The following is a 26,230-nucleotide window of genomic DNA, read 5'->3' on the forward strand; positions in this document are numbered from 1 at the left end:
ACTGGCATCACGCGGTGCGAGGGTCTAACAAGCGCCCCGAAGTCGAACCACGCATTGGACCGGCAGGCGGTGCGGTAGGGAGGGAGCGCCACATGCAACAGCCGAACGGGACGGACAGGCTGGATCTGGCGGCCATGGTGGCCGATCTCAACGGCCTGCTGCGGCTGAAGACGACCGTGATCGGCATCAAGATGTTCGCCCGCGTCGAGGACATGGAAGCGGTGGAGAAGATCCGCCGGCCCAACGCGGTGCACACCACCGACCAGATCGTCAGCATGGCCTCGCGGCTCGGCTGGACAGTCGGCATCACCGGAGATGATCTGGTCGGCGCGCAGTGCCGCGCGGTGATCGGGCTCGGCCCGCAGGACGACACCTGGCTCGAGGGCGCGAACTATGTCGGCGTCTGGCACGGCACGGCGGAGGACGCGCGCAAGCGACAGGAGGCGCTGGATGTCGTGCCGTTCGGCCGCTACCAGGCCATGGCCGTCAGCCCGCTGTCGAGCGGCCGGCTGGATCCGCCGGACATCTGCCTAGTCTATGCGACGCCGGGACAGATGATCATCCTGATCAACGGCCTGCAATATGTCGGCTACAAGAAGTTCGAATGGGGCGTCGTCGGCGAGACCGCCTGCGCCGACTCCTGGGGACGCGCGCTGAAAACCGGCGAGCCGAGCCTGTCGCTGCCATGCTTCGCCGAGCGCCGCTATGGCGGCGTGCCGGACGAAGAGATGCTGATGGCGCTGAAGCCATCCGATCTCGCCAAGGCGATCGCCGGCATGAAACAGCTTGCCAGGAACGGCCTGCGCTACCCGATCGCCCCCTACGGCATCCAGAACGACGTCCGCGCCGGAATGAATGTGTCTTATGGAAAAAAGTAGACCCGCAAACTCCGTCATTGCGAGCGCAGCGAAGCAATCCAGGGCTGAGGACGGGACTCTGGATTGCTTCGTCGCTGCGCTCCTCGCAATGACGGGGCACTAAAATCGCAGCTGATCGCTAGGGAACAAGAATGACGTCATCCAAGTTCGATATCATCGTCTATGGCGCGACCGGTTTCACCGGGCAGCTCGTCGCTGAATATTTGGCCACGCAATATCGCGGCGACAGCTCGCTGCGCTGGGCGATGGCTGGTCGCAGCCTCGACAAGCTCGCGTCCGTGCGCGATGCGATCGGCGCGCCCGCCGATACGCCGCTGATCGCGGCCGATGCCGCCGATCCTGCATCCCTAAAGGCCATGGTGGCGCAGACGAAGCTGGTGCTGACCACCGTCGGTCCCTATCAGCTCTATGGCAACGAGCTCGTCGCGGCCTGCGCCGAGACCGGCACCGACTACGTCGATTTGTGCGGCGAGCCGGTGTGGATGCGGCAGATGATCGACAAGCATCAGGCCACCGCCGAGAAGAGCGGCGCGCGCATCGTGTTCTCCTGCGGCTTCGATTCCGTGCCGTTCGAGCTCGGCGTCTATTTCGTGCAGCAGCAGGCCAAGAAGGTGCTCGGCGCCGCAGCGTCGCGTGTGAAGGGCCGCGTCCGCGGCATGAGCGGCACGCTCTCGGGCGGCACCGCGGCGAGCGCCAAGGCGACCTTCGATGCGGTCGCCAAGGATCTGAGCCTGGTCGCGATCCTCAAGGACTCGTTCGCCCTGACGCCCGGCTTCAAGGGTCCGAAGCAGCCGTCGGGCAACAAGCCCGTCTATGAGGAAGATCTGCAGTCCTGGACGGCGCCGTTCATGATGGCGCTGATCAACACCCGCAATGTCCACCGCTCCAACATGCTAATGGGTTTTCCCTACGGGCAGGACTTCGTCTATGACGAGATGGTGCTGACCGGCCCGGGCGAGAAGGGCGAGGCCAACGCCAAGAAGGTGATGGCGGCGAATGCCGAGAAAACCGGCCCCAACGCGCCGAAGCCGGGCGAGGGTCCCTCGAAGGAGGAGCGCGAGAACGGCTACTACAATCTTCTCTTCGTCGCGATAGCCCCCGACGGCCGCCAGGTCCGCGCATCCGTGAAGGGCAACCGCGATCCCGGCTACGGTTCGACCTCGAAGATGATCAGTGAATGCGCCGTCGGCCTGTTGCGCGACGGCGCCGGCGTGAAGGGCGGGTTCTGGACCCCGGGCGCGGCGCTCCGCGACAGCCTGATCCAGCGGCTGGTGGACCACGCCGGCCTGACGTTCACGGTGGAGGGCTAAGAGCGGTGGAATCCATCCGCCGCGGCCCAGAGAGCAACCATGACGTCGGCTAAATTCGACATCGTCGTTTATGGTGCAACCGGTTTCACCGGCCAACTCGTGGCCGAGTATCTCGCCGCGCGCGGTAGCGGCGAAGCCAAGCTGACCTGGGCCATGGCTGGGCGCAGCCGCGACAAGCTCGCCAAGGTGCGCGATGCGGTCGGAGCGCCGCCTGATCTGCCGCTGATCGTGGCCGATTCCAGCGACCCCGGCTCCATTCGCACGATGGTCGATCAGGCTAGACTGGTGTTGACTACGGTCGGACCCTATCAGCTCTACGGGGCCGATGTGCTCGCCGCCTGCGTCGCTGCGGGGACCGATTATGTCGATCTCTGTGGCGAGCCGCTGTGGATGCGTCAGATGATCGAGAAGCATCGAGATGAGGCGGAGCACAGCGGCGCAAGAATCCTGTTCTCGTGTGGCTTCGACTCGGTGCCGTTCGAGCTCGGCGTGCTGTTCGTGCAGCAGCAGGCAAAACAGGTGCTAGGTGCGCCACAGCCGCGCGTGAAGGGGCGCATTCGCGGCATGAGCGGCTCGCTGTCGGGCGGCACTTCGGCGAGCGCCAAGGCAACAGCGGCGGCATTGACTGCCGATTTGAGCCTTGTGGCGATCATGAAGGACCCGTTCGCGCTGACGCCGGGATTCACCGGCCCGAAGCAGCCACCGGCCAACCGACCGATCTATGAGGAGGATCTCCAGTCTTGGGCTGCGCCGTTTGCAATGGCGCTGGTCAACACACGCAACGTCCATCGTGCCAACGTGCTGATGGGTTTTCCGTACGGGCAGGACTTTGTCTACGACGAAATGGTGCTGACGGGCGATGGAGAGGAAGGCCAAGCCAACGCCAAGTTGGTCATGGCGGCAAATGCCGAGAAGACCGGCCCGAATGCGCCCAGGGTCGGGGAGGGGCCCTCGAAGGAGATGCGGGACAACGGATACTTCGACCTACTGTACGTCGCTGAGTCCCCCGACGGACGGCGCGTTTGCGCGTCGGTGAAAGGGAAGGGCGATCCCGGCTACGGTCTGACGGCGAGGATGATCAGCGAATGCGCCATCGGCCTGCAGCGCGATGGTGCCGTTGTGAAGGGCGGTTTCTGGACGCCCAGCGCCGCGCTCGGCGACAGCTTGATCAAGCGGCTGGTCGACCACGCCGGCCTGACGTTCACGGTGGAGGATTAGTAGGCTGCGATGTGCGGGCCGATCCCTGCGGATCGGTTCGCCTCGGCCTGATGGGCGCGCGTGGCGGCGATCATGCCCCACATCGTGCCGAGCATCAGGAAGAAGTGTCGCCAGTGGTCGGTGTCGATGATGAAGCTTTCGCCGACGGTGCCGAGGAACGCCGAGAACACCGCGATGTAGGTGCGCTGCCAGGGCACGCGCACGAACAGATAGCGGAAGCCGAGAATGACAGTGGTGAACACCAGCGCGGGATAGCAGATGCCGGACAGCCAGCCGCCCGACATGAAGGCGTTCAGATAGGAGTTGTGGGTGTCCTCGGGGAAGTAGTTGTGGAACTGCAGCGGCCCGATCCCGAACGGCAGGTCGAGCGCCATGTCGGCGCCGAGAATGTGGCGTCCGAAGCGTCCGAAGCGGCCCTCGTCATAGCTCTGGTCGAAGCTTGCCCGCTGCTTGAACATGTCGGCGATGGAATCGATCGAGAGCAGAACGCCGATCAGGACGATGCCGGCCACGGCGGCCGCCAACGTCATGAAGATGATGCGGGAGCGCTCGCCCCGCGTCTGGCTGGTGAGCACCATCATTGCCAGCATGAAGGCGGCGGTGAGGACGAGGCCGCCCCAGGCCGCGCGCGAGAAGGCGAGCAGGATGGCGAGTGCCATCACGCCGAGCGCAAAGCTGGCGCGCAATGTCGCGGCGAAGCGGGCGGTCACGACGTTCTGCAGCGCGAGCAGCGCCGGCAGGATCAAGAACGCGCCGAGCACGTTGGGGTCCTTGAACGTCCCGCGCGCGCGGCCATACAAGGTGAGGAGATCGTAGCCTCCGGGCACCAGATGGAAGTAGCCGGCGACACCCGCGAGGGCCGCGATCGCGCCGCCCATCACGAGGCCGCGCCGGAGCATGTCGAGCCGCGCTTCGGTGTCGTCCGACGTGAGCATGGCAATGAAGATCGCCGTGAACGCCATGTACCAGGAGGTGGCGATCCAGGTCGCGATCTTGGAATCGTCGAGCAGCGGTATCGCGCTGATCGTGTAGCCGAGATTGACCAGGACCAGCAACAGGAGGAGCGGCAGGAAGACGAGGCGCAGCCTCATGCCGGTCGCGAAGAACACCGCGGCGGAGGCGAGCGTGACAAGCTCATAGGGGCTCGGTTCGATGAACACGATGGCGCCGGAGACCCCGACCAGCCAGACCAGCGCGCGCTGCAGGGCGACGACGCCCGGAGGGGCCATCGGCCTGGATGCGAACTCTTCGGCTGCTGCCGTCACGGCCATCGCGAACTCACACTCATACGCAACGCACGGCGGGATCGGCCAGACACGCGCGCGAAGCGGACGTGGGCCCGCTCCGGATCCCCGCAATCAATAGGCGTTCTCGCTCTTGGTCATCAGCGCCAGCGGCGTCTTGAGCAGGATGTAGAGGTCGAACAGCACGGACCAGTTCTCGATGTAGTAGAGGTCGAACTCGACTCGCTTCTGGATCTTCTCCTGGTTGTCGATCTCGCCGCGCCAGCCGTTGATCTGGGCCCATCCAGTGATCCCCGGCTTGACGCGGTGGCGGGCGAAGTAGCCGTCGACGGCCTCGTCGAACATCCGGTTCTGCAATTTGCCCTGCACGGCGTGCGGCCGCGGACCGACCAGCGAGAGGTTGCCCTTGAACACCACGTTGAACAATTGCGGCAGCTCATCGAGGCTGGTCTTGCGGATGAAGCGGCCGACGCGGGTCACGCGTGGATCGTTCTTGGTGACGACCTTGGACGCCGTGGGATCAGCCTGATGGTGATAGAGCGACCGGAACTTGAAGACGTCGATGCGCTCGTTGTTGAAGCCGAACCGCTTCTGCCGGAACAGCACCGGTCCCGGGCTGTCGAGCTTGATCGCAAGCGCAACCAGCGCCATCACCGGCAGTGCGAGCAGCAGGATGAGGCCGCCGACCAGTCGATCGAACAGCATCTTCATCACCAGGTCCCAGTCGGTGATGGGAGCCTCGAACACGTCGAGCGTCGGGACCGCGCCCAGATAGGAGTAGGAACGCGGGCGGAAACGCAGCTTGTTGGTATGGGCCGAAAGGCGGATGTCGACCGGCAGCACCCACAGCTTCTTCAGCATGTCCAGGATGCGGGTCTCCGCCGAGATCGGCAGCGCGAACAGCACCAGGTCGACGCGGGTGCGGCGGGCAAACTCGACGATATCGTCGACCTTGCCGAGCTTCGGCGCACCGGCGCAGGCCTCGAGCGATCGCGAGTCGTTGCGGTCGTCGAACACGCCGAGGATCTCGATCTCGGAGTCGTCCTGCGCCTTCAGCGCACGCACCAGGTCCTCGCCGCTCTGGTCGGCTCCGACGATGATGGTCCGTCGATCGAGACGTCCTTGCCTAGCCCAGCTGCGGATCAGGTTGCGCAGCACGACGCGGCTCGCGATCAGCGCGCCGAGCCCCACGAAGAAGAACGCGGCGAGCCAGAGACGGGAGACTTCGCTGCCGATCTTGGCGAAGAAGGACAGTCCTATGAACAGCAGGAACACGAAGCAGTAGGACGAGACCATCCGGGTCATCTGCCGCACCTGGGCGCGGAAGACCTGGATCTGGTAGATGTCGGCGGCCTGGAAGCACACCACCGTGCTCACGGCGAGGCCGACGATGGCAACGAGATACTCCCAATGGAAGCCGCTGAGCGGCACCACGTAGCCGAAATAGACGGCGCTGCCGACGACGCTCAGCAGTACGAAATCGGTGATGCGGACGATGCCGGCGAGGACGATCGGAGAGTAGGCGCGGTGAACCTTCTGATTGGCGACCGCCAGGGCCGCCGGCGACAGGCGGCGACGCCGTTCAACGGCCGGCTTGCCTGCCGCGGCCGTCGATGCGGCCGTGGCCGCAGCAGCATCCAACATCGAGCGAGCGTTGATCGGTTCCACAGTCGTACAAGCCCGGATTATGTTTGTTAGTATTTGTGGTCATGTAAGCGCTGATAGCGCCGGGGGAAATTCCCCACCGGCGGGATTAAGGGCCAAATCGGAAGAAACGGTTAGCGATGGTAAATGACGTCAGGTCTTGGTAAACGCCTCGCGGTAGCTGTCGAGCACGCCCTCGACCATCGCCTTCTGCGAGAAATGCTGGAAGATCCGCTCGCGCAGCGCCTTGGCGCGCAGCTGCGCGGTAGCCGGATCGTCCAGTGCGGCTGCAATGGCGTCGGCCAGCGCGGTCGCGTTGCCTGGCATGAACATCGCGTCGTCGTGCGCCCCGAAGATCTCGGGGATGCCGCCGACCCTCGCCGCGATCATCGGAACCCCAGCGGCTCCCGCCTCGATCACGACATAGGGCATGGAATCGCCGCGCGACGGAACGACGAGCAGTCGTCCTTTGGAAAATCCGTCGCGGGCCTTCACATGGCCGATGAAACGCACCGCGGCCGCAAGACCGAGGCGTTCGACCTGGGCTTTGAGCTTCGACATCTCCTCGCCGTCGCCGCCCAAGGTCAGCGTCAGCGGCCGGCCACGGGAGCGCAACTGCGCGACAGCGTCGATCAGCAGATCCGTGCCCTTGATGTGCCTGAACTCGCCGACATAAGCCAGGTCGGTCTGGTCTTGAGCCGGCGTGACCGGGTCGAATTCGCCTGCAGTGACGCCGTTGAAGACGCAATTCACCAATCCGTTGGGATGGCCGATCATGCGCTCATAGGTATCGCGGGCGAAGGCGCTCTCGAACAGGAAGAGATCCGTCCGGTTCATCAGCGCACGTTCAAGCCGGCCATACAGCGCGCCTTTGAGCGTGTCGAGCGGGTAGTGCAGCGAGCCGCCGTGAGGCGTGTAGATGCGGATCGTTCCTGGCCGATGCGGCAGCAGGCGTACGAACGCGCCGGCTTTGGCGCCGTGGCCGTGCAGCACGTCGGGGGCGAGCGCGCGGGAGAGGCGATGGAATCGGCTGAGTGCCAGAATGTCGCTCGGCCAAGGCTCCCGATGAATGGGAACGCGGTGCACGCCGAGTGTCAGGCGAGGCGCGATCTGGGCCAGCGCGGCATCGGCGCGTTCGCCGCCGGTCAGGCTGTCCGCAATGATGCCCACGTCATGCCCGCGATCGACCTGGCCGTTGGCAAGGTCGAGGATGTGCCGAAAGATGCCGCCGACGGGAGCTCTGACCGCGTGAAGGATTTTGAGAGGTTTGTTCTGCGACGGTGCCATGTCGAACTCGCCCGCGCCATCGGCCTGCGCGTGGTTTAGCCAGGCGTCGCTGCGCGAGCTGATCTGACGACTGGCGGATAGAGGAAGCACGGGCGCCTCTCGTCGCTGAATATTGATAGCTCCAACCTCGATAGAGGCTTGATGGTTAACAAAGTCTCACTTGTCGTCACTGCCGGGCAGGTTCGCTCCAGCATTGTGACGATCTGGCGCAAGCCTACGTGTTGCAAGCAGCATTTGGCGAAGGATGACGATTGTTCGATAGGGCGAGGTTGCAGGCGCTCCGGTTAACCCGTCAGCAACCTTAATGGAGTGTAATTGTACCACGTATGGTAGCGGCGTGGCGTAGGTCTCGCGGGAGTGGATGATGCGGTTGGCGTTCTGGCGTGCCGGCGAGAAGACACAGGTTGACGGAGCCTCCGTCCGACCCGTGACAGGCTCGCCATCGTCGGCGGAGCCGGGCCCGGCCGGCGATCTCGATCTCCGGCTGGTCGGCCGCGCCTTGGCACGAAAGCGTGGCTTCATTCTTTTGCCGACGCTGCTCGCTCTCGTTCTGTCGATCACCGCGGTCAACATGATCACGCCGCGCTACAAGTCCGAAGCGCGGATCCTGATCGACGGACGCGAGAACGTGTTCGTGCGGCCGAACGGGGAGCGTACCGAAGAGCGGACGGCACTCGATGCCGAGGCGGTCACGAGCCAGGTGCAACTGGTCCTGTCGCGAGATCTGGCGCGCGACATTATCGCGAAGAACAGGTTGGGCGAGCTGCCGGAGTTTGATCCCGTCCTGCGCGGCGTGTCGCCGCTGAAGTCGGTCTTGGCGATGGTCGGGCTCGTGAAGGATCCGCTTGCCATGACGCCGGACGAACGCGTCATGGATGCCTATTACGAACGCCTGACCGTCTACGCCGTCGACAAATCGCGCGTCCTCGTCGTCGAGTTCCAGTCGCAGGATCCGGCGCTTGCGGCGAAGGTCGCGAATTCGATCGCGGACGGCTATCTCGTTGTTCAGCAGAACGCTCGGCAGGCGCAGGCGAAGTCCGCCAGCCAGTGGCTGGCCGGGGAGATCCAGGGCCTGCGCAAGAAGGTCGAGGAGGCGGAATCGCGGGTCGAGGAGTTCCGCGCCAAGTCGAATTCGTTCATGGGGACCAACAACACCTCGCTGTCCAACCAGCAGATGGGCGAGGTCAATACCCAGCTCAACAATGCGCGCGCCTTGAAATCGGATGCCGAGACCAAGGCGCGGCTGATCCGCGAGATGCTGCAGAGCGGCCAGCCGATCGAGGCGTCCGAGGTGCTCAATTCGGAGCTGATGCGGCGCTTGTCGGAGCAGCGCGTGAGCCTGCGCGCGCAACTCGCGGAACAGTCGTCGACGCTGCTCGACAATCACCCGCGCATCAAGGAACTGAAGGCGCAACTGGCTGATCTCGACCGCCAGATCCGCGACGAGGCCGGCAAGATCTCCCGCTCGCTCGACAGCGACGCGCGTATCGCCGACGGGCGGGTGCAGATGCTGAGCCAGAGCCTCGATCAGGCCAAGAAGCAGGCCACCTCCACCAATGGCCTCGATGTCCAGCTGCGGGCGCTGGAGCGGGATGCCAAATCGCAGCGCGACCTGCTGGAATCGTATCTCGCCAAGTACCGCGAGGCGAACACCCGTGAGTCGCTCGACACCCCGCCCGCGGATGGGCGGATCATCTCGCGGGCGGTGGTGTCCAATACACCGGCGTATCCGAAGAAGCTGCCGATCGTGCTGATCGCGACATTGGCGACCTTGATGCTGACCTCGGGCGTGGTCATCACCGGCGAGCTGCTGCGCCTCACGGCGCCGCGTGCGGTTGGCCCGGCCGCCCCGGCCATGAGCAGCATGGCCGACGTCATGGTGCTCGCGGCGCGGGTCGAGCCGATGATCGCCCCGCGTACGGTCTCCGCGTCGCCGGCCGTTGCACCACCTTCGACGTCGGCGCCGGTTGAGGCCGCGCGTTCGGCTTCGGTACCGCCGCCCCCCACGGCCATGCAGCCAGCCGAGGCGCCGTCGGCCGAGCCGGTCAAGCCGGCGCCGCCACCGCCGAACGAGTTCGAGCAACTCGCAGCCGATCTGCTCGGCGCGGGCGAGGGCGCCCGCAAGGTCACCGTGCTCGGCACGGCCGGCGGCGAGGCCGTCACGTCCACTGCGCTCGCGATCGCCCGCACAATGGCGGCGCAGGCGCGCGTGGTGCTGGTTGACCTCGCCGGCAGCCCGCAACTGCTTGCGGGCGTCTCGGTCGATCCGGCCGCGCCCGGGCTGATCGAGCTGATGCTGGGCGAGGCATCGTTCGCGTCCATCATCACCAAGGACCAGGCCTCGCGGCTGCACATCGTCAATGCTGGCCGTCCTGGCGCCGACCGCAGCCAACTGCAATCGCCGCGGCTCGCGCTCGCGATCGACGCACTGTTGCGCGTCTACGACCACGTCCTGCTCGACGCTGGCAATGCCTCCGACCTGCCGGCCGAGCTCCTGACCGCGGGCGCGCGCGCCGTCGTCGTGCCCGATCCCAAGATGGCTGCCGAGGCGCGCAGCCAGATGAGCGAGCAGCTGCGCGAGGTCGGTTTCGGCGCCGTCACCATGCTGAAGGCACCGGCCGGAGGCGCCAACCGCAACCAGCCGGGGCCGCGCGGCGTCGCCGCCTAATCTTCGGCCCTCTCGTCAGCCTTGGCGGCGCCGCCGCGCGATTGCAGCGCGCCACGCAGCTGTTGTGCCAGACGGAACAGGGCAGGGCTGTGCTTGACGGCATGCTTGGCCCGTCCAACCGCAGCCATCGTCGTCGCGGCGACGCGCCCCCGCGCGGTCAACGACATGAAGCTGTCGAAGATCGGCTCGTCATTCTTGCAGAACATCCGCTTGTAGTCGTCCGATCCGATGCCGAGATCGAGGGCACGAAAATCCTGTTGCGCGTAGTGATCGATGATCGAGCGCATCAGGATCAGTCCGGGACTCCAGCGCGCATTCTCCGACAACGTGTAGGTGTTGAACATCATCGAGAAGCGTCCCCCGTCGGCGACGCCGGCGAACAACGCGATGATCTCGTCGTCGCAGCGCAGTGCGTGGATATCGATGGCGCGATGCCCGCAGTCGAGCTTTGCCATACAGGCGCTTCGCACGAAGGCCTCGATGCAGGGCTCGGCGAACACGTTCGGCAGCCTCTGCTCGGCCATGCGGATCGGCTTGGTGCGGAAGAACCAGTCGAGCAGTTCGGCGATCTCGGCGTCGCTGCTCGCGACCATGTAGCGGTAGCCGGGCAGCGTCTGCAGCTTCTTTTCCTTGCTCTTCAGCCGCTTTCGGAACGAATTCGACAACAGCGCCGTCGGCGCAGCCCCCGGCGGCATCAACAGCACCGGACAGTCGTTCACCGACGGCTGGTGCGGCCATTGCGCCAGCGGATTGGCGAGATCGCGCCAGCGCTCCGGCTGCTGTGTCAAGGCGAGCAGGTCGACACCGCCGCGATCGCGCAGCCCTGCGAGCAGGACGTCGAGATCGCCGGCGCTGGCGCGCGCGGCGAATTCGCGATCCATCAGCGGCATGTTGAAGGTCGTATGCTTGCCGCCCATGAAGGTGGCGATGCGCACGCCGCAGGCGTGCCGCAACGTCAGCGGCAGCAGCAGCAGCGGGCGTTGCTCGGCATCACGCCCGATAACGATGAACGGCGTCGCATGCTCGCGCGCGCCGACGTCGCGCTGCCATGCGCCGAGCAGATCGAAGCGCTGGTAGGGTGTCGAGACATGTTCGGGGACTTCGAGCGCGCGCCAGACCGGCTCGGCGGCAGCCAGATCGGACACGATCTCCACCCGCGCGAGCCCCGACGGCAGCCGCCGCGCGGGCGCCTGCGCCGTCCGGCTCTCGATCACGGCGGCCATGGTCATCGCGCAGCTCGCGTTGTCGTGGAATTTTGTTGCTTGACGTCAGGAGACCCTCGCAAAGAAGTCTCAACAAAAGGTAATGGCAATGACGTCGTCCCAAATCGGGAATGGCACAAACAAAGACCTGTTCAAATCGGCAGCGGCCACGCGATCTTGACGGCGGACGATCGCTATCATCGGATGGCGGTGATCATGACGCGATCGCGCCACGGTCTGTCCGCATCAGGTGGGCGCGGACGGTCTGGTTTCAAGTGGGATTCGGGGAAGGGGCGCGGGAATTGTCGTCGGACAACAGGTGGCTGCGCAGCGCCCGGCTCGAGCTGGCCTATTTCAGCGGTGGCACGCTGCTCGCGTCGCGCGCCACGGGTGGCGCGGGCGCCGTGCTGCGGTTCGAGCGCGTGCGCCCGCGGCGCAAGGGCGCGTTCCAGCCGCTGAAATGCGCGGAGATCACCCCCGTTTTCCTCGACAAGGTGATCCGGGCGCTGAGGCGCTGGGGCTATGACATCGTCTCGCTCGACGAGGCCTGCGACCGCGCCGTGCGCCTTCCCCAAAGCAGCCGCTTCGCCTGCCTGAGCTTCGACGGCACCGCGAAGGACCTGATCACGCACGCCTATCCGGTGCTGGCGCGCCACGGCGTGCCGTTTACCGTTTACGTGCCCTCGGCCTTCCCCGATGGGCTCGGCGAAGCCTGGTGGCTGGCGCTGGAGGCCGTGATCGCGCGCGAGGCCCGCATCAGCCTTGTGATCGATCATCGTGAGCAGCGCTTCAACGTGGTCACGCCGGCCGAAAAATATGAGCTGTTCGCGTATCTTTCGGCGTGGCTGCGCAAGCTGCCACCGGCCGAGCTGTCGATCGCGATCCGCGACCTCTGCTCGCGCCATTCGGTCGATCTCGCCGTCCTGAGCCGCGAAGCCTCGATGGACTGGGCCGATATCGCCCGTCTCGCCGCCGACCCCAACGTCACGATCGGCAGTGCCACCGTGCACTATCCCGTGCTCGCCAATCTCCGGGATGCCGACGCCCAGCGCGAGATCACGATGGGCAAGGCGGTGCTGGAGACGGCGCTGCGCCGCCCGGTCCGGCACATGGCGTATCCGTTCGGCGACCGCTATTCGTTCCGCCGCAGCGACGTCGTGCTCGCCGAGCAGGCGGGCTTCGTCAGCGCGGCCTCGACGATGCCAGGCGTCGTGCAGAGCGAGGGCCGCACGCATCTGCACATGATGCCGCGGATCGCCTGGGACGGCCGCTCGCGCTCGCTGCGCGCCTTGAAGGTGCTGATGGCCGGCATCACCCTGCCGCGGGAAAAATCCGCGCCGCCGCCCAAGCTCGATCTCGGCTGATCAGCCCTGCTGCCGCTCCGGATCCGGGCGCAGCATCCAGCTCACGATCGGCATCGCCGGCAGCACCCAGCCCATGCCGACGACGACGTAATACACCGCCTGCAGCCAGCCGGAATTGGCGATCAGGGGGAATTGCGCCATCACCATGCCCATCATCGACCAGGCGAAAGCGAGCAGGAGCAGCGCGACGGCGCCGATCAGTTTGCGGGTGCGGATCGTCATGACGGGATTGTCAGCCTCGGCTGGGGGCGGCGCGGCTTGCGCGCGATTTCCCCGGGATTATAAGGGCCTGTCAGCCCCGGTTCAATCGAGCGTTCAACGTCCATGACCACGGTTCCCCGCACACGAGATCTCGCCGCGATCCGCATCTGGCTGCTCGCCGTCGCCGGCCTGATCGCGCTGATGGTGCTGGTCGGCGGCGCCACGCGGCTGACCGAATCCGGGCTCTCGATCGTGGAATGGAAGCCGGTCACCGGCACCCTGCCGCCGCTGTCCGCGCAGGCCTGGACCGACGCCTTCGAGGCCTACAAGACCATTCCGCAGTATCGGCAGATGAACGCCGGCATGACCCTGCACGAATTCAAGACGATCTTCTGGTGGGAGTGGAGCCACCGGCTGCTCGGCCGGGTCATCGGCATGGTCTACCTGCTGCCCTTCCTGTGGTTCCTGTGGTGCGGCGCCGTCTCCGGGCCGCTCGGCCGCAGGCTGTGGCTGATCTTCGGCCTCGGCGCGCTGCAGGGCGCGGTCGGCTGGTGGATGGTGGCCTCCGGCCTCACGGAGCGCACCGAGGTGGCGCCGGTCCGTCTCGCGACGCACCTCTCGCTGGCGCTGTTGATCTATGCGTCGATCGTCTGGACGCTGCGGCGGCTCGCGCCGCGCGAGGAGGCCGAGGTGCCGGCGCGGCTGCGGCTGACGGCCTGGGTGCTGGTCGGCGTCACCTTCGTGCAGCTCTATCTCGGCGCGCTGGTCGCCGGCCTGCGCGCCGGTCTCGTCTACAACACCTGGCCCGAGATCGACGGCGGCCTGATCCCGAAGGCGGCCAATCTGTGGATCCATTCGCCGTGGTGGATCAATCTGTTCGAGAACGATCTGACGGTGCAGTTCATGCATCGCATGACCGCCTACACGCTGCTCGCATTGGCAGCCTGGCACGCCTTCGACGTGATGCGTGCCGGCGTCGGCCGCGACGTGGTGCGCGGCGCGCACCGGCTGCTCGCCGCGATCCTGGTGCAGGCCGTGCTTGGGATCTTGACCCTGTTGGCGCTGGTTCCGATCTCGCTCGCGCTGCTGCATCAGGGCACGGCCATCATCGTGCTGACGTTCGCCGTGCTGCAAGCCGAACGCCTGTCGCCGCGACGTGTCGCTGTTGTCGCCGTGCCGCAGACGGCCGTGGCGGCCGGGCAGGCGGGGTAGGGCGTTCTCGCGCTCGCTGTTGCAGCGACCTCCGCCGTCATTCCGGGGCGCCCGCAGGGCGAGCCCGGAATCCATTGAGCCGCGAGACACGCTGAAAAATGGATTCCGGGCTCGTGCTGCGCACGCCCCGGAATGACGGTGGAGAGACATTCGCGCAAGCCAACAAGCGTGACTACGCACGCTGCGCAATGATGTGAAGACAAACATCCTCATCCTCGCGCGCAATCACGCCGAGTTCTGCCGGTCGTTTCACCCTCGAAACACGCGAGGGCGCAGGGAAGGCCGGGTGCCTGGCCGGCACCCATGGCCCGCGTGCAAAGAAAAAAGCACGCGGCGGTCACCACAGGTACGGCCGAAAACACCCGGCCTTCCCCGCGCGATGGTTTTAACGCTTATACGCGATCTCCCCGGGGACCGGGCTCTCTTGCCCCCGTCATCTCGCGCGATGCGTTGAGCACCGACACGAGACTTGGCGCCAGCGTCGGGGCGCCAGGACCACGCGATTTCGCCGTCCGTGACAATCCGCTCGTCCGCGCGAACCTTCGTCCACGCACGGCCCGCCACGTCCACCGCATTCCTGCCCTACGCAACTGGACGATCCGGAAGCGCCCCTCGGCTGGACAGGAACAAACGCAGAATATGCTGATTTGCCGAAGTTGGCAAGGGCGACGTTGCGAGAAGCCGCAAGACAATCTGCCGTCAGGAGTGCCGCCGCCGCTGATCTTGGCAATAGCCGAGGGCCGTCCGTCGCAGGCGACCGCGGCGGATGAGGCTATCTCCGCCGTTGCCGTTGGCACGGATATCGCGAGCTTCAATCGGGCGCATACGCGTCCGGGTCGGGACTGCTGCTGGGCGACTTGAACGCCGCGCGTAAAGCGGCGGGCATCTGGTAGTTGAAGTTGATCCCGGTCGGCGGCACCGGTGACTCGAACCATTTCTTGTAGAGCGCGTCGATGGCGGGGCTCTGATAGAGCTCGGCGGTGACGCGATCGGCGATGGCCTTGAACGGCGCATCGTCCTTGCGCAGCATGATGCCGAAAGGCTCGGGCTTGGAGAATGCGTCGTTGCTGATCATGTACGCCGCCGGGTCCTTCGACCGCGCGATGGCGACCGCGAGCTGGACGTCATCGAGCACATAGGCCTGAGCCCGGTCGGTCTCCAGCATCAGGAACGCTTCGGCCTGGTCCTTGGCCGGAACGATGTTGATGCCGAGCTTGCGTTCGACATTGACCTTGTTCAGTTGGGCGATGTTGGTCGATCCGGCGATCGCGACGGCCGTCTTTCCCCTGAGGTCGTCGATCGTCTGGAGCGAGAGCGATTTCTTGGCCGCATAGCGTGTGGCGCTGAGAAAGTGCGTATTGGCAAAGGCCACGAGCTTCTGACGTTCGGCGTTGTTGGTGGTGGAGGCGCACAGGAGGTCGATCGTGCCGTTCGTCATCAGCGGGATGCGATTGGAGGACGTCACCGGAACGGTTTCGATCGTGAGGTCAGGAAGCCCCAGCTCCTTTTTGACCGCATCCGCGATCCGGCCGCAGATGTCGAGCGCGTAGCCCACCGGCTTCTGGTTGCCGTCGAGATAGCTGAACGGCACCGACGATTCCTGGAAGCCGATCGATATCCTGTTCGTCTCTTTGATCTTCTGGAGCGTGCCCGTCAGTTCCTCGGCGCCGGCAGCGTTTGCAGCGAGCGCTGCCGTCAGCAGAAGTCCCCAAATGCGCATCAAAGCCTCTCCTCGCAGCAACCCTCTTCGCGCGTGCAGCGTTGCCCGCGCAGCGGTGACGCAGCCTCGCTGCGTCCGGCCTGGATGAAAAGGGATAAAACCGCCTTATTTCTCATTCCTGGAAGTGATGGATCGCCGCGCCGGGCGTCGTCGCCGGGTTCACCTGCCCGGTCTAACCTTCGAGTTGACGGCCGAAATCGCAGGTCTGGCGCGCCAGCTCCGCTACGGCGGCCGCGAAGGCCGAGGGTCTGTCGTTGCGATACATGGCCGCATAGGGCACGGCCGGCAGCGTCGGCTTGACGGGCAGGATGACCAGCTTCTTCTGCTCGAAGAGAGGACGAAAACAGCGTTGCGGAAGATAGCTGATGCCGAGGCCGGCCACGGCGAGCCCGACCAGCGCGGTCAGATTGTCGACCGAGATGGCGCGCTTGAACGAGACACCGTTGGCCGCGAGCCATTTGTTGACGAAGAGGCCGGAGCCCGAGCGACGGCCCTGCATCAGAATCGTATGATGACCAAGCTCGTCGAAATCGAGGCTCCGGCGCGATCTGACCAGGCCGGGGCGCGCCGTCCACACGTTCTGCACTTCGGCAAGCCGCACCGACGTCACCTCCGGGTCGGAGAAGACGTCCGGGATGACGACGAGATCGAGGCTGCCCTCGATCAGCCGATCGTAGAGGCTTCGGGAGGTTTCGACCTCAGGCTCGATCATCACCGCCGGATGGGCTTCGCGAATGGCCGAAACCAGACGCGGCAGCCATGTCAGCGCTGACAGCTCCGTCGCCCCAAGCCGCAGACGGCGGGCCGGTGACTGCCGGCCGTCCTTCAACTCCAGGATCTGGTCCTGCAACGCCAACATCTGTCGGCCAAGAGCAAGGATCTGCTCGCCACGTTCGGTCAGGCGAGCCCCGCGCTGGCTGCGATCGAACAGCGGAACGCGCGCGGAGGCCTCCAGCTCCTGGATGCGCTTCGAGATCGCCGATTGCGTCGTGTTCAGCTTGGCTGCGGCGCGTTCGAACGTGCCGAGCTCCGCGATCCAGTTCAAAGCTTCTAGCTGCTTCAGGGTGACCATATTCGCATTCAAAAAAGAGATGGATCGACATCTCCATTTATCGGTTTTCTGAATTCAAGGCGAGTCCTACACCGCCGAGGCGGGGCGCCATCGAGCGACGCTCTGGACTGTGCAAGACGGGGAGCGAGAATGGGTGAGGGACAAGCGCAGCCTGGTGCGCCGATCGATGCGGCGGTCGTCGCCGCGTTCAAGAGCGTTTCCACGGCCGTGATCAGTGACAACCTTCAGCGGCTGCCTGGTGCAGCCAGTCTACGGCCATTCTATACGGGCTCGCCGATGGCCGGGATCGCGCTGACCGTGAATACGGCACCGGGAGACAACCTCTTCATTCATCGCGCGCTCGATCTCATCACGCCCGGCGACGTCCTCGTCGTCAATGGCGGCGGCAACGAGACGCGGGCATTGGTCGGCGAGATCATCGCCGCCATTGCCAGGGAACGCGGCGCGGCCGGGATCGTCGTCGACGGTGCGATCAGGGACTCCGGCGTGCTGATGAAGTCCGACTTCCCCGTGTTCGCGCGTGCGGTCAATCACCGCGGCCCCTACAAGAACGGTCCGGGCGAGATCAACGTGCCGGTGTCGATTGGCGGCATGATCGTCACGCCAGGCGATATCGTGGTTGCCGACGCCGACGGAGTGGTCGCTTTCGCGCCGGCGATCGCGTCCGAGCTGCTCGAGTCCGCCCGCGCGCAGGAACAGCGTGAAGCCGAGATCCTGGCGAGCATCCGCGCAGGGCGCTATGCCGGTGCCTACGCAAAATAGCCGGCTATTGCGGTCATCCGTACGAGCCTTGGCGGTATGCGGGACCTCGTCCTCGTCGTCCCGGATGTCGCTTCGCCCATCCGGGCTACTTACATGCCAACGGCACCCCGCTCAGCAATACCCATACACGCCACACGCGTAGGGCAGGCGGAACATGTAGTTGGTATAGCCTTCGCCGCCGTAATAGGGGCCCTGGTAGTCGTAGGAGAAGGCGCGGCCGTAATAGCCGGGCAGCTCCTGGCGGCCGAACAGCAGCGGCGTCGAGGGCCACATCGGGGAGATCAGCGAGTCCTGGTCCCTGACGACGACGATTGCGGGCGGTGCCTTGACGGCGCGGCGGGCCTTATAGTGGACGAGCTTGTCGTGGACGGCCGGCAGGTCGGCCGCGAGCACGACGCCGTTCGCCGCGATGGCCGCCAGCAGCATCATGATCACCAACGTTCGCATCCTGCTCTCCTCGACTTCTGTTCGGGTGGCGTCGGCGCTTCGCGATACATCCACCGCTGCTTTCACGCGGGTCCGGAAGGCGATTCCACGGGCGGCAGGATGAGCCGGGTATGGTTAACGAAATCCTTCCGGCATCCGACAGTTGGCTGCAATCATCCGTAGAAGGACGGGCATTTTCAGCTTTTGTTAAGTTCTGCGGGTGCAAGCTTACTGCCGCCGGCGATTTTGAAGGTCGGCCGAATGCAGCCCGGCCGCTGCGTCCGGGCGCGAAAATCTCTGCTGCATTTCATCAGAGTCTCAGACCAGAAGGTTTCGAGCATGTCGGTGATCATGTTTTCGGCGTCGGCGCGCCAAAATCTCAAATCACGGACCGGCTCAGTCAACGCTGAACTCGCTGCCATCGACGAGGGCGCCGCTGGCCTGCAGGCGCTGTCGGCGAGCCGGCTGATCGCGGCCTCCGCGATGCCTCTGGCCGGCCAGATGCACGCGCGCCTGTTGCAGCTGATGAGATGATCACCTGGAGTTAACGAGGGCGCGGTCCGAGAAGCCGGCAACGGCCCGGCCGTGGGACGAAGGAGAGCGCGGAAGCCCAGGGGGCCGCCCGCGCTCTCTTTGTTTTCGGGGCCGCTTGCTGTCTCAGCCGCCAGTTACTCGTCATGCGCAAGCCCGGCCATGACGTGGTGAGAGATGCGCTCGTCACGCCGCACGCCGATGCGCGGCGCGATCCGTAGAGCGAAACGCGCCTTACGCGCCCAGCGCCTGCTCGAGGTCGGCGATCAGATCTTCCTTGTCCTCGATGCCGACGGAGATGCGGACGATGTCGGGGCCGGCGCCGGCCTTGATCTTGGCGGCGTCGTCGAGCTGGCTGTGGGTGGTCGAGGCCGGGTGGATCACCAGCGAGCGGGTGTCGCCGACATTGGCGAGGTGCGAGAACAGCTTCAGGTTCGACACCAGCTTGACGCCGGCGTCATAGCCACCCTTGAGCGAGAAGGTGAAGACTGCGCCGGCGCCTTTCGGGCAGTATTTGCGGGCGAGCGTGTGATATCTATTCTCGGGCAGGCCGGCATAGTTCACCGCGGCGACCGCCGGATGGCGGTTGAGAAATTCTGCGACCGCCTTGGCGTTGTCGCAGTGCTTCTGCATGCGCAGCGGCAGGGTCTCGATGCCCGTCAGGATCATGAAGGCGTTGAACGGCGACAGCGCCGGGCCGAGATCGCGCAGGCCCAGCACGCGGCAGGCGATCGCGAAGGCGAAATTGCCGAACGTCTCGTGCAGGCGAATGCCGTGATATTCGGGACGCGGCTGCGTCAGCATCGGATATTTGTCGCCGCTGCCGGCCCAGTCGAAGGTGCCAGCATCGACGATGACGCCGCCGATCGAGTTGCCGTGACCGCCCAGGAACTTGGTCAGCGAGTGCAGCACGATGTCGGCGCCGTGATCGATCGGGCGGATCAGATAGGGCGAGGCCAAGGTGTTGTCGACGATCAGCGGCACGCCCGCCTTGCGCGCCACCTGCGCGACCGCCTCGATGTCGGTGATGGTGCCGCCGGGATTGGCGATCGACTCGATGAATACAGCCTTGGTGCGCGGGCTCACCGCGGCCTCGAAGCTCGCGACGTCATCGGTGTCGGCCCACACCACGTTCCATCCAAAGCTCTTGAACGAATGCGTGAACTGGTTGATCGAGCCGCCATAGAGTTTTCGTGCGGCAATGAATTCGTCGCCGGGGGACAGTAACTGCTGCAGCGCCACGACCTGCGCGGCATGGCCCGAGGCAACGGCAAGCGCGGCGGTGCCGCCCTCGAGCGCGGCGACGCGCTCCTCCAGCACGGCGTTGGTCGGGTTGCCGATGCGTGTGTAGATGTTGCCGAATGCCTGCAGCCCGAACAGCGAGGCGGCGTGGTCGGCATCGTTGAACACGAAGGACGTGGTCTGGTAGATCGGCGTTGCCCGCGCGCCCGTGGTCGGGTCGGGCTGGGCGCCGGCGTGAATGGCAAGGGTGGCAAATCCCGGGGGACGTTCGGTCATGGTGTTTCCTCTTGGCTTGATCCGTTGCGCGCCGGCGCCGGCTGGCGCAGGGATCGATGATGGGAGACGGTGTCGATAGCGCGCATCGTGCGCCTCCGCGTCATCCCGGCGGAGGACATTTGCCAGCGGCCAGGATGGCGTCAAGGCTGCCGGCGCCGATCGCTCCGATTTGAAATGCGCTGCTGTGTCGCGCCGTCGTCGCGACACGTTCCTTTCGCAGATGCGTCAGGCGGGATCGCTTCTGTCCTTCGCGGCGCGGTCGGCTGCGGCCGTCGTGCCGCCGCCGACGCTGGTGCGGTTCAGCGACAGCCGCATCCCTTGCGTCGGGATCGGCGCGCGCTTGGCGCTGATGGTGCGCGAGTTGACGCCCATCCAGGAGATCTCCGACGACAGCCGGCCATATTCGATCTTGGGGCAGCGGTTCATCACGACCTTCAGCCCAGCGGCCTCGGCCTTTTCAGCCGCCGCATCGTCACGCGCGCCGAGCTGCATCCAGATCACCTTCGGCAAAGGTGAGAGCTTCAGCGCCTCGTCGACGACGGGCATGATGTGCTGCGAGCTCCGGAAGATGTCGACCATGTCGAGCGGGCGGCCAATGTCGGCGAGCGAGGCGACGAAGGGGCGGCCCATCAGGCTCTTGCCGACATGGCCGGGGTTCACCGGGATCATGTCGTAGCCGCGCTGCACCAGATATTTGAAGGCGAAGAAGCTCGGCCGGATCTCCGACGGCGAGGCGCCGACCATCGCGATCACCTTCACGCCGTTGAGAATGCCGCGGATGTAGTCGTCGGGATAGGTGTCGTGATTCATGAGCGGTGCAATCTGTTAGTTGCTGTCATTCCGGGGCGTGCGCAGCACGAGCCCGTACTCCCGATCGTGGTTATGGATTCCGGGCTCGCCCTCCGGGCGCCCCGGAATGACGAGCCAGTTTCAGTTTCTGTCATTGCGAGGAGCACTTGCGACGAAGCAATCCAGGGGCTCGGGCGGGACTCTGGATTGCTTCGCTGCGCTCGCAATGACGAAGGAGAGAGCAGGGCGAGCTTCACTCGTCCCGCCAATTCGGCGTCCGCTTCTCGATGAAGGCGCCGATGCCTTCTTCCGCGTCGCGGGCCAGCATGTTTTCGGTCATCACCTCTGCCGCATAGCGATAGGCGTCGGCAAGGCTCATCTCGGCCTGGCGGTAGAATGCCTCCTTGCCGAGCTTGATCGTATAGGCTGATTTGCGCGCCACTTGTTGTGCCAGCGCAATCGCGGTGTCGCGTTCCGTGCCGGCCGTGACCACGCGGTTGACGAGGCCCAATTCGCGGGCGCGGACAGCGGGAACCGGTTCGCCGGTCAGCAGCATCTCCATCGCCTGCTTGCGGGGTACGTTGCGCGACAGCGCCACCATCGGCGTCGAGCAGAACAGGCCGATGTCGACGCCGGGCGTGGCGAACGAGGCGCGCTCGGAGGCGACGGCGAGATCGCAGCTCGCGACCAGTTGACAGCCGGCGGCGGTGGCGATGCCCTGCACGGACGCGACAACCGGCTTGGGCAGATGCACGATCGCCTGCATCATCGCGCTGCAGGCGTTCATCAGTCGGGCGAAGAAGGCGCGGCCGCGGTCGGCCTCGCTGCGATGCGCGGTGAGTTCCTTGAGGTCATGGCCGGCGCAGAACGCAGGGCCATTCGCTGCGATCACCACGGCGCGCACGGCCTTGTCGGCGCCGATCTCGGCCAGGGCCCGATGCAGCTCTGCGATCAGCGGCTCCGACAGGCTGTTGCGCTGTGCCGGGCGGTTGAGCGTGAGCACGGCGACGGGGCCCGCCATCTCGCGCAACAGAATCGGCGTATCGGCGGCGTCGGCGAGGGCAGGGACGGACATTGCGATTTCCATATGGGCGCATCGATGCAGCTAATGTAACAGATGAGCAACGACGAGAGCAGGGGGAGAGATGACGGCGAAGATGACCATCGCGGAGCTGGAAACGTTCCTGCACGCGGAATTTCCCCAGGCGTTCCGCACCGGCGGTGACATTTCGATCGAGAGCGCCGACGGCAAGAGCTGCCGGATGCGCCAGCGCTTCAATGAGCGCATGTTGCGCCCCGGCGGCACCGTCTCCGGGCCGACATTGATGGCGCTGGCCGATTTCGCGATGTACGTGGTGCTCTTGTCGGCGATCGGTCCGGTCGGTCTTGCGGTGACCACGAATCTCAACATCAACTTCCTGCGCAAGGGCGCGGCCGGCGCCGATGTGCTGGCGGAGGCGCGGCTGCTCAAGCTCGGCAAGCGGCTCGCGGTCGGCGAAGTCACGCTGCTGTCAGGGGAATCGCCCGATCCGATCGCCCATGTCACGGCGACCTATTCCATTCCGAATGCGTAGGGTTTTCGAGGGTATTATTGCACCATATTTGCAAGCTGCTGTTTTTGTTGCATTAATTTGACGCCGATGGCGTTGACGAATGCAGGCCGCTTCTCTAGAAGCTGCGACCAGTTCGGTGCGTCACCCGCGCCGCATTCTCCCTGTCACGGATATCTCTCATGAAAACCTTTTCGGCAAAGCCGGCCGAGGTCCAGAAGAAGTGGGTCGTGATCGACGCCAAGGGTCTGGTCGTCGGCCGTCTCGCCACGCTGGTCGCCATGCGGCTGCGCGGCAAGCACCTCCCGATCTACACGCCGCACGTCGACTGCGGCGACAACGTCATCATCGTCAACGCCGCGCACGCCGTGCTGACCGGCCGCAAGCGCGAGCAGAAGGTGTACTACAAGCACACCGGCTATGTCGGCCACGTCAAGGAGCGCACCGCGCGCCAGATCCTCGAGGGCCGCTTCCCCGAGCGCGTGATCGAGAAGGCCATCGAGCGCATGATCCCGCGCGGGCCGCTCGGCCGCGTGCAGATGGGCAATCTGCGTGTCTATGGCGGACCCGATCATCCGCACGAAGCGCAGAACCCCGAGAAGATCGACATCGCCAAGTTGAACCGCAAGAACACGAGGGCCGCATAAGATGGCCGAAAGCATCCAGTCTCTCGATCAGCTGTCGCAGCTCAAGGGTGCCGTCACGGCTCCCGACGCTCCGAAGTATGAGAAGAAGGTCGACAAGTTCGGCCGCGCCTATGCCACCGGCAAGCGCAAGGACGCGGTCGCCCGCGTCTGGATCAAGCCGGGCTCCGGCAAGGTCACCGTCAACACCCGCGACATCGAGGTCTACTTCGCCCGTCCGGTGCTTCGCATGATGATCGAGCAGCCGATGGTCGTCGCTGCCCGCAAGGGCCAGTACGACGTGATCTGCACGGTCGCCGGCGGCGGCCTGTCCGGCCAGGCCGGTGCGGTCCGTCACGGCCTGTCCAAGGCGCTGACGAATTTCGAGCCGGAGCTGCGCGGCGTCCTCAAGAAGGGCGGCTTCCTGACCCGCGACTCGCGCGTCGTCGAGCGTAAGAAGTACGGCAAGGCCAAGGCCCGCCGCTCCTTCCAGTTCTCGAAGCGCTGATCGCCTGGCTCCGGCTCCGTCCGGATCCATCAGCTTCAAATACGAACGGGCGCCCTCGCGGGCGCCCGTTTTGCTTTTGACGCAGGCTTGCGCGGGTCAGGCGCTGGCGCGGCGCGCGGTCAGCCACTGGCTCGGCGCCAGCGGTTTCGACACCACGCGGACCTCGCCGATGCTGCCGATGAAGCCGTCCGACGGCGCGCGGTCCCACCAGCCGCAGCCGAGTGCCCAGGGCTGCGACGCCGCCGTCGAGGCGATGCCGTTGCCGCCGATGACGCTGCGCACGACCGGCGCGCCCTCGATGTAGAGCACGGTCGAATTGTCGGCGGGATCGTTGACGATCGCGAGATGATACCAGGTGTCGAGCATGATCTCGCCGGACCAGTCGGTCTGCGGCTGCCGGGTCGAACTCGACGGCACGATCTCCCACTGCACCTCGCGCAGGTTCGAGATGGCGAACAGGATCGGCGGTGATTCCGGATCGCCGCCGGCGTAGCCCGGCAGCCAGCCGCGGTTGCCGAAGCGGGTCAGGATGTTGCACCAGGCGTGGTCGGCGGCCTTCCAGTTCGGATCGATCTTGATGAAGGCTTCGACGGTGTAGCCGGATGCGAACGTTGCCGCGTTGATCGGCGCGTTGGCCGCGGTCGTGAACCAGCTGAAGCGGCCGGCGCCCTGCTTGGTCGTGTTGAGGAACTGCACGCTGCCCGGCGCCGACGACAGGCGATGCTTGTCGGCTGTGAAGACGACGTCGGCGACCTGGGCGGCACCCGCCAGCGTGGCGCGCTGCATCGGGTTGGCGGCGGTGAGGTCCGACAGCGCGGTGCCGGCGGCCACGGCCCTGCCGATCGCCGACGACGTGATCCGCCAATGCGCAACGGTCTCGGCCACGAGCGGATAGTCCTGCTCGTTCGCGGGCGGCACCACCACCGGTTCGGGCGCCTCGGTGTAGTTGACGTAGAGATCCTGCTTGAGGCGCGGCAGGATCGGCGTGCCGGCGAAGGCCGGCAGATGGCAGAAATTGGTGAAGCGTGAAAACCGCCGGTGGAAGTCGATGGGAATCGAGAACGCGTGATTGTCCTCGGACAGCCAGGCGCGGTCGAACTGCTTCAGGCTGTCCTTCGGCTTCTCGACCACCCAGGGCGAGAACGAGGCGACGTCGATCTTGTTGGCCGTGAAGTCGAACTCGTACAGCCGCATCAGGCCGTTGCCGCCCTGATAGGCCATCTGATAGTCGACCACCATCTGGTGGACGGGGTTGTGGAAGTCGTTGATCTTCGTCAGCAGCGCGCCACCGTGATAGTGGCCGTTCAGGGTCATGAAGATCTGGTCGTTGCTGCGGATCAGCTTCTCCCACAGGTACTGGCCGTAGGCGACCTCGAGCGGGCTGACACCGTCATTGGCGATGTTCAGCAACTGGTGATTGGCGAGGATCACCGGCAGCATCGGATGCCGCGCGATCATGCTGCGCGCCCAGGCGATCGCATCGTCCGAGGCGCGCCACGACAGCGACAGCACCATGAAACTGACGCCGCAGGCATGGAACACATGCGCCTCGTGCCAGCCGCTCGGATGCCGCTCCAGGAAGGTCCGCTGCTTCGCGGCGCGGCTCGTCGGAAACCATGTGAGATAAGGCTCGGACGCGCCGCGCTGCGCATCGGTGCCCGCGCCCTGGCTCGCCGCGTTCTCGAATTCCAGCGCCGAAAGCACGTCGTGATTGCCCGCGAGCACCGAATACGGCCGGCCGGCGTTCTCTAAGAGCTTCATCGCGGCATCGGCGACCGCCCATTGCTGCGGATGCTTGGACTGGTCGACGACGTCGCCGAGGTGGATCGTGAACGGGATGTGGTACTTCGCTGCGTTGTCGACGATGAACTGCGTCTGCGCGGGGTAGGGCGTGCTGCCATATTGGCGCTGATAGGACTGGCCTTCTTCTGACGTCGCATAGCGCGAGTAGAACTGCGTATCGGGAAGGACGGCGAGCGCGAAGCTGGTCGTGACGTGACGATGGTGATGGTGCATGCGCCAATGCGCGTGCGCCGCCTGGCCGGGCAGCAGGCTGGCGCCGAGGCCGAGCGCCGAGACGCCCATGGCATTGCGCAGCAGGGTGCGGCGATCGACGCCCTGCGCCGGCTGCGGATCACGCGCCGGATGATCGCCTGCGGCCGGCTTGTTGTTCGATGAATCGTCGTCGAAAGACATCCTTGTCCCCACCTCGAGCGGCGGATCGCGCCGCGGTCGGGACGTGTTAGGGAGAGATGATCTCAAATTTGAGAAGGTTTCTTATCGTTTCGATGAGTGTTCGCCGCAGGACGGGAAACCATTGATTCCGCACGATGGGGCGCACAACTATCAATGAATGACGCTGTGCCGTGTACAATCAGGGCGGGCGGTCGCGCGGATTGCCCCGGCATTTTTGAATCCTGTTTGCAGATTTCTTGCGCAGCAATTTGCTGACGAGTTGTGCCGAGCTTTTCGAGAAAACTTGGTATCCCAGGCAAACCTCTTT

The 26,230-nt window shown here is 65.3% G+C and carries 24 protein-coding genes; 12 read left to right on the top strand and 12 right to left on the bottom strand.

All coding sequences use genetic code 11. From position 1 onward, the window contains the following. Nucleotides 1–92: 92 nt before the first annotated feature. From QX041_RS10205 to QX041_RS10215, 3 genes are all read left to right on the top strand, one after another. Nucleotides 93–878 carry a DUF169 domain-containing protein gene (locus QX041_RS10205; RefSeq protein ID WP_315711487.1) on the top strand — a complete coding sequence of 262 codons (786 nt, stop codon included), beginning with the start codon at nt 93–95 and terminating at the stop codon, nt 876–878. Nucleotides 879–1,009: 131 nt separating this feature from the next. Further along, nucleotides 1,010–2,188 carry a saccharopine dehydrogenase family protein gene (locus QX041_RS10210; RefSeq protein WP_315711488.1) on the top strand — a complete coding sequence of 393 codons (1,179 nt, stop codon included), beginning with the start codon at nt 1,010–1,012 and terminating at the stop codon, nt 2,186–2,188. Nucleotides 2,189–2,227: 39 nt separating this feature from the next. Further along, complete coding sequence (locus tag QX041_RS10215) at nt 2,228–3,406, top strand: saccharopine dehydrogenase family protein (RefSeq protein WP_316165188.1); 1,179 nt, start codon at nt 2,228–2,230, stop codon at nt 3,404–3,406. Here the strand turns inward: QX041_RS10215 and QX041_RS10220 are convergent. From QX041_RS10220 to QX041_RS10230, 3 genes are all read right to left on the bottom strand, one after another. Next, a complete protein-coding gene (locus QX041_RS10220; RefSeq protein ID WP_316165190.1) occupies nt 3,403–4,677 on the bottom strand; it encodes an O-antigen ligase family protein in 1,275 nt (424 codons plus the stop codon). The genes QX041_RS10215 and QX041_RS10220 overlap by 4 nt on opposite strands. A gap of 87 nt (nt 4,678–4,764) precedes the next feature. After that, nucleotides 4,765–6,294 (bottom strand): undecaprenyl-phosphate glucose phosphotransferase, encoded by a 1,530-nt coding sequence (locus QX041_RS10225; protein WP_315755021.1) that lies wholly within the window; start codon nt 6,292–6,294, stop codon nt 4,765–4,767. 153 nt (nt 6,295–6,447) lie between these two features. Continuing rightward, complete coding sequence (locus tag QX041_RS10230) at nt 6,448–7,518, bottom strand: glycosyltransferase family 4 protein (protein WP_315712597.1); 1,071 nt, start codon at nt 7,516–7,518, stop codon at nt 6,448–6,450. On the opposite strand from QX041_RS10230, the gene QX041_RS10235 reads away from it, so the two are divergent. Both QX041_RS10235 and QX041_RS10240 read left to right on the top strand, forming a co-directional pair. Continuing rightward, the gene (locus QX041_RS10235; protein ID WP_315755033.1) at nt 7,468–7,620 is read left to right on the top strand and encodes a hypothetical protein; all 153 of its coding nucleotides are present in this window, start codon (nt 7,468–7,470) and stop codon (nt 7,618–7,620) included. The genes QX041_RS10230 and QX041_RS10235 overlap by 51 nt on opposite strands. Nucleotides 7,621–7,945: 325 nt before the next feature. Continuing rightward, entirely contained in the window at nt 7,946–10,249 is a 2,304-nt protein-coding gene (locus QX041_RS10240; protein WP_316165192.1) for a lipopolysaccharide biosynthesis protein, read from the top strand. On the opposite strand, the gene QX041_RS10245 is transcribed toward QX041_RS10240, so the two are convergent. Beyond that, complete coding sequence (locus tag QX041_RS10245) at nt 10,246–11,478, bottom strand: GNAT family N-acetyltransferase (RefSeq protein ID WP_316165194.1); 1,233 nt, start codon at nt 11,476–11,478, stop codon at nt 10,246–10,248. The two genes, QX041_RS10240 and QX041_RS10245, sit on opposite strands and share 4 nt — an antisense overlap. Before the next feature lie 275 nt (nt 11,479–11,753). Between QX041_RS10245 and QX041_RS10250 the strand changes: the two genes are divergently transcribed. Further along, nucleotides 11,754–12,815, top strand: coding sequence for a polysaccharide deacetylase family protein (locus QX041_RS10250; RefSeq protein WP_316165195.1), 1,062 nt, complete (start codon nt 11,754–11,756; stop codon nt 12,813–12,815). On the opposite strand, the gene QX041_RS10255 is transcribed toward QX041_RS10250, so the two are convergent. Then, entirely contained in the window at nt 12,816–13,037 is a 222-nt protein-coding gene (locus QX041_RS10255; RefSeq protein WP_315711497.1) for a DUF2842 domain-containing protein, read from the bottom strand. Between the two features lie 102 nt (nt 13,038–13,139). Here QX041_RS10255 and QX041_RS10260 point away from each other — a divergent pair, with 102 nt between their 5' ends. Further along, complete coding sequence (locus QX041_RS10260) at nt 13,140–14,228, top strand: COX15/CtaA family protein (protein ID WP_316165197.1); 1,089 nt, start codon at nt 13,140–13,142, stop codon at nt 14,226–14,228. 811 nt (nt 14,229–15,039) lie between these two features. Here the strand turns inward: QX041_RS10260 and QX041_RS10265 are convergent. Beyond that, nucleotides 15,040–15,948 carry an amino acid ABC transporter substrate-binding protein gene (locus tag QX041_RS10265; RefSeq protein ID WP_315750858.1) on the bottom strand — a complete coding sequence of 303 codons (909 nt, stop codon included), beginning with the start codon at nt 15,946–15,948 and terminating at the stop codon, nt 15,040–15,042. Nucleotides 15,949–16,120: 172 nt separating this feature from the next. After that, nucleotides 16,121–16,993, bottom strand: coding sequence for a LysR family transcriptional regulator (locus tag QX041_RS10270; protein WP_316165199.1), 873 nt, complete (start codon nt 16,991–16,993; stop codon nt 16,121–16,123). A gap of 156 nt (nt 16,994–17,149) precedes the next feature. Between QX041_RS10270 and QX041_RS10275 the strand changes: the two genes are divergently transcribed. Then, on the top strand, nt 17,150–17,782 hold the full coding sequence (locus QX041_RS10275; RefSeq protein WP_316165200.1) for an RraA family protein: 633 nt from the start codon (nt 17,150–17,152) through the stop codon (nt 17,780–17,782). Between the two features lie 111 nt (nt 17,783–17,893). Here the strand turns inward: QX041_RS10275 and QX041_RS10280 are convergent, their stop codons facing one another. Continuing rightward, entirely contained in the window at nt 17,894–18,229 is a 336-nt protein-coding gene (locus QX041_RS10280; protein WP_316165202.1) for a hypothetical protein, read from the bottom strand. A gap of 240 nt (nt 18,230–18,469) precedes the next feature. On the opposite strand from QX041_RS10280, the gene QX041_RS10285 reads away from it, so the two are divergent. After that, nucleotides 18,470–18,742, top strand: a complete 273-nt coding sequence (locus QX041_RS10285) for a hypothetical protein (protein ID WP_316165204.1) — start codon at nt 18,470–18,472, stop codon at nt 18,740–18,742. 231 nt (nt 18,743–18,973) lie between these two features. Here the strand turns inward: QX041_RS10285 and QX041_RS10290 are convergent, their stop codons facing one another. From QX041_RS10290 to QX041_RS10300, 3 genes are all read right to left on the bottom strand, one after another. Further along, a complete protein-coding gene (locus QX041_RS10290) occupies nt 18,974–20,257 on the bottom strand; it encodes an O-acetylhomoserine aminocarboxypropyltransferase (RefSeq protein WP_316165206.1) in 1,284 nt (427 codons plus the stop codon). A gap of 225 nt (nt 20,258–20,482) precedes the next feature. Further along, complete coding sequence (locus QX041_RS10295; protein ID WP_315711509.1) at nt 20,483–21,067, bottom strand: CoA-binding protein; 585 nt, start codon at nt 21,065–21,067, stop codon at nt 20,483–20,485. A 232-nt stretch (nt 21,068–21,299) separates the two neighbouring features. Beyond that, the gene (locus QX041_RS10300) at nt 21,300–22,121 is read right to left on the bottom strand and encodes an enoyl-CoA hydratase (protein ID WP_316158517.1); all 822 of its coding nucleotides are present in this window, start codon (nt 22,119–22,121) and stop codon (nt 21,300–21,302) included. Between the two features lie 70 nt (nt 22,122–22,191). Between QX041_RS10300 and QX041_RS10305 the strand changes: the two genes are divergently transcribed. From QX041_RS10305 to rpsI, 3 genes are all read left to right on the top strand, one after another. After that, a complete protein-coding gene (locus tag QX041_RS10305; RefSeq protein WP_315827182.1) occupies nt 22,192–22,620 on the top strand; it encodes a PaaI family thioesterase in 429 nt (142 codons plus the stop codon). Between the two features lie 158 nt (nt 22,621–22,778). Beyond that, nucleotides 22,779–23,243 (top strand): 50S ribosomal protein L13, encoded by a 465-nt coding sequence (rplM, locus tag QX041_RS10310; RefSeq protein ID WP_315711511.1) that lies wholly within the window; start codon nt 22,779–22,781, stop codon nt 23,241–23,243. Between the two features lies 1 nt (nt 23,244). Next, nucleotides 23,245–23,727: a 30S ribosomal protein S9 gene (rpsI, locus tag QX041_RS10315; protein ID WP_172109671.1), complete on the top strand. Its 483-nt coding sequence runs from the start codon at nt 23,245–23,247 to the stop codon at nt 23,725–23,727. A gap of 96 nt (nt 23,728–23,823) precedes the next feature. On the opposite strand, the gene QX041_RS10320 is transcribed toward rpsI, so the two are convergent. Then, the gene (locus QX041_RS10320; RefSeq protein ID WP_316165208.1) at nt 23,824–25,923 is read right to left on the bottom strand and encodes a LamG-like jellyroll fold domain-containing protein; all 2,100 of its coding nucleotides are present in this window, start codon (nt 25,921–25,923) and stop codon (nt 23,824–23,826) included. Nucleotides 25,924–26,230 lie beyond the last annotated feature (307 nt).

The sequence above is a fragment of the Bradyrhizobium sp. SZCCHNRI2009 genome, assembly GCF_032485115.1.
GTDB lineage: Bacteria > Pseudomonadota > Alphaproteobacteria > Rhizobiales > Xanthobacteraceae > Bradyrhizobium.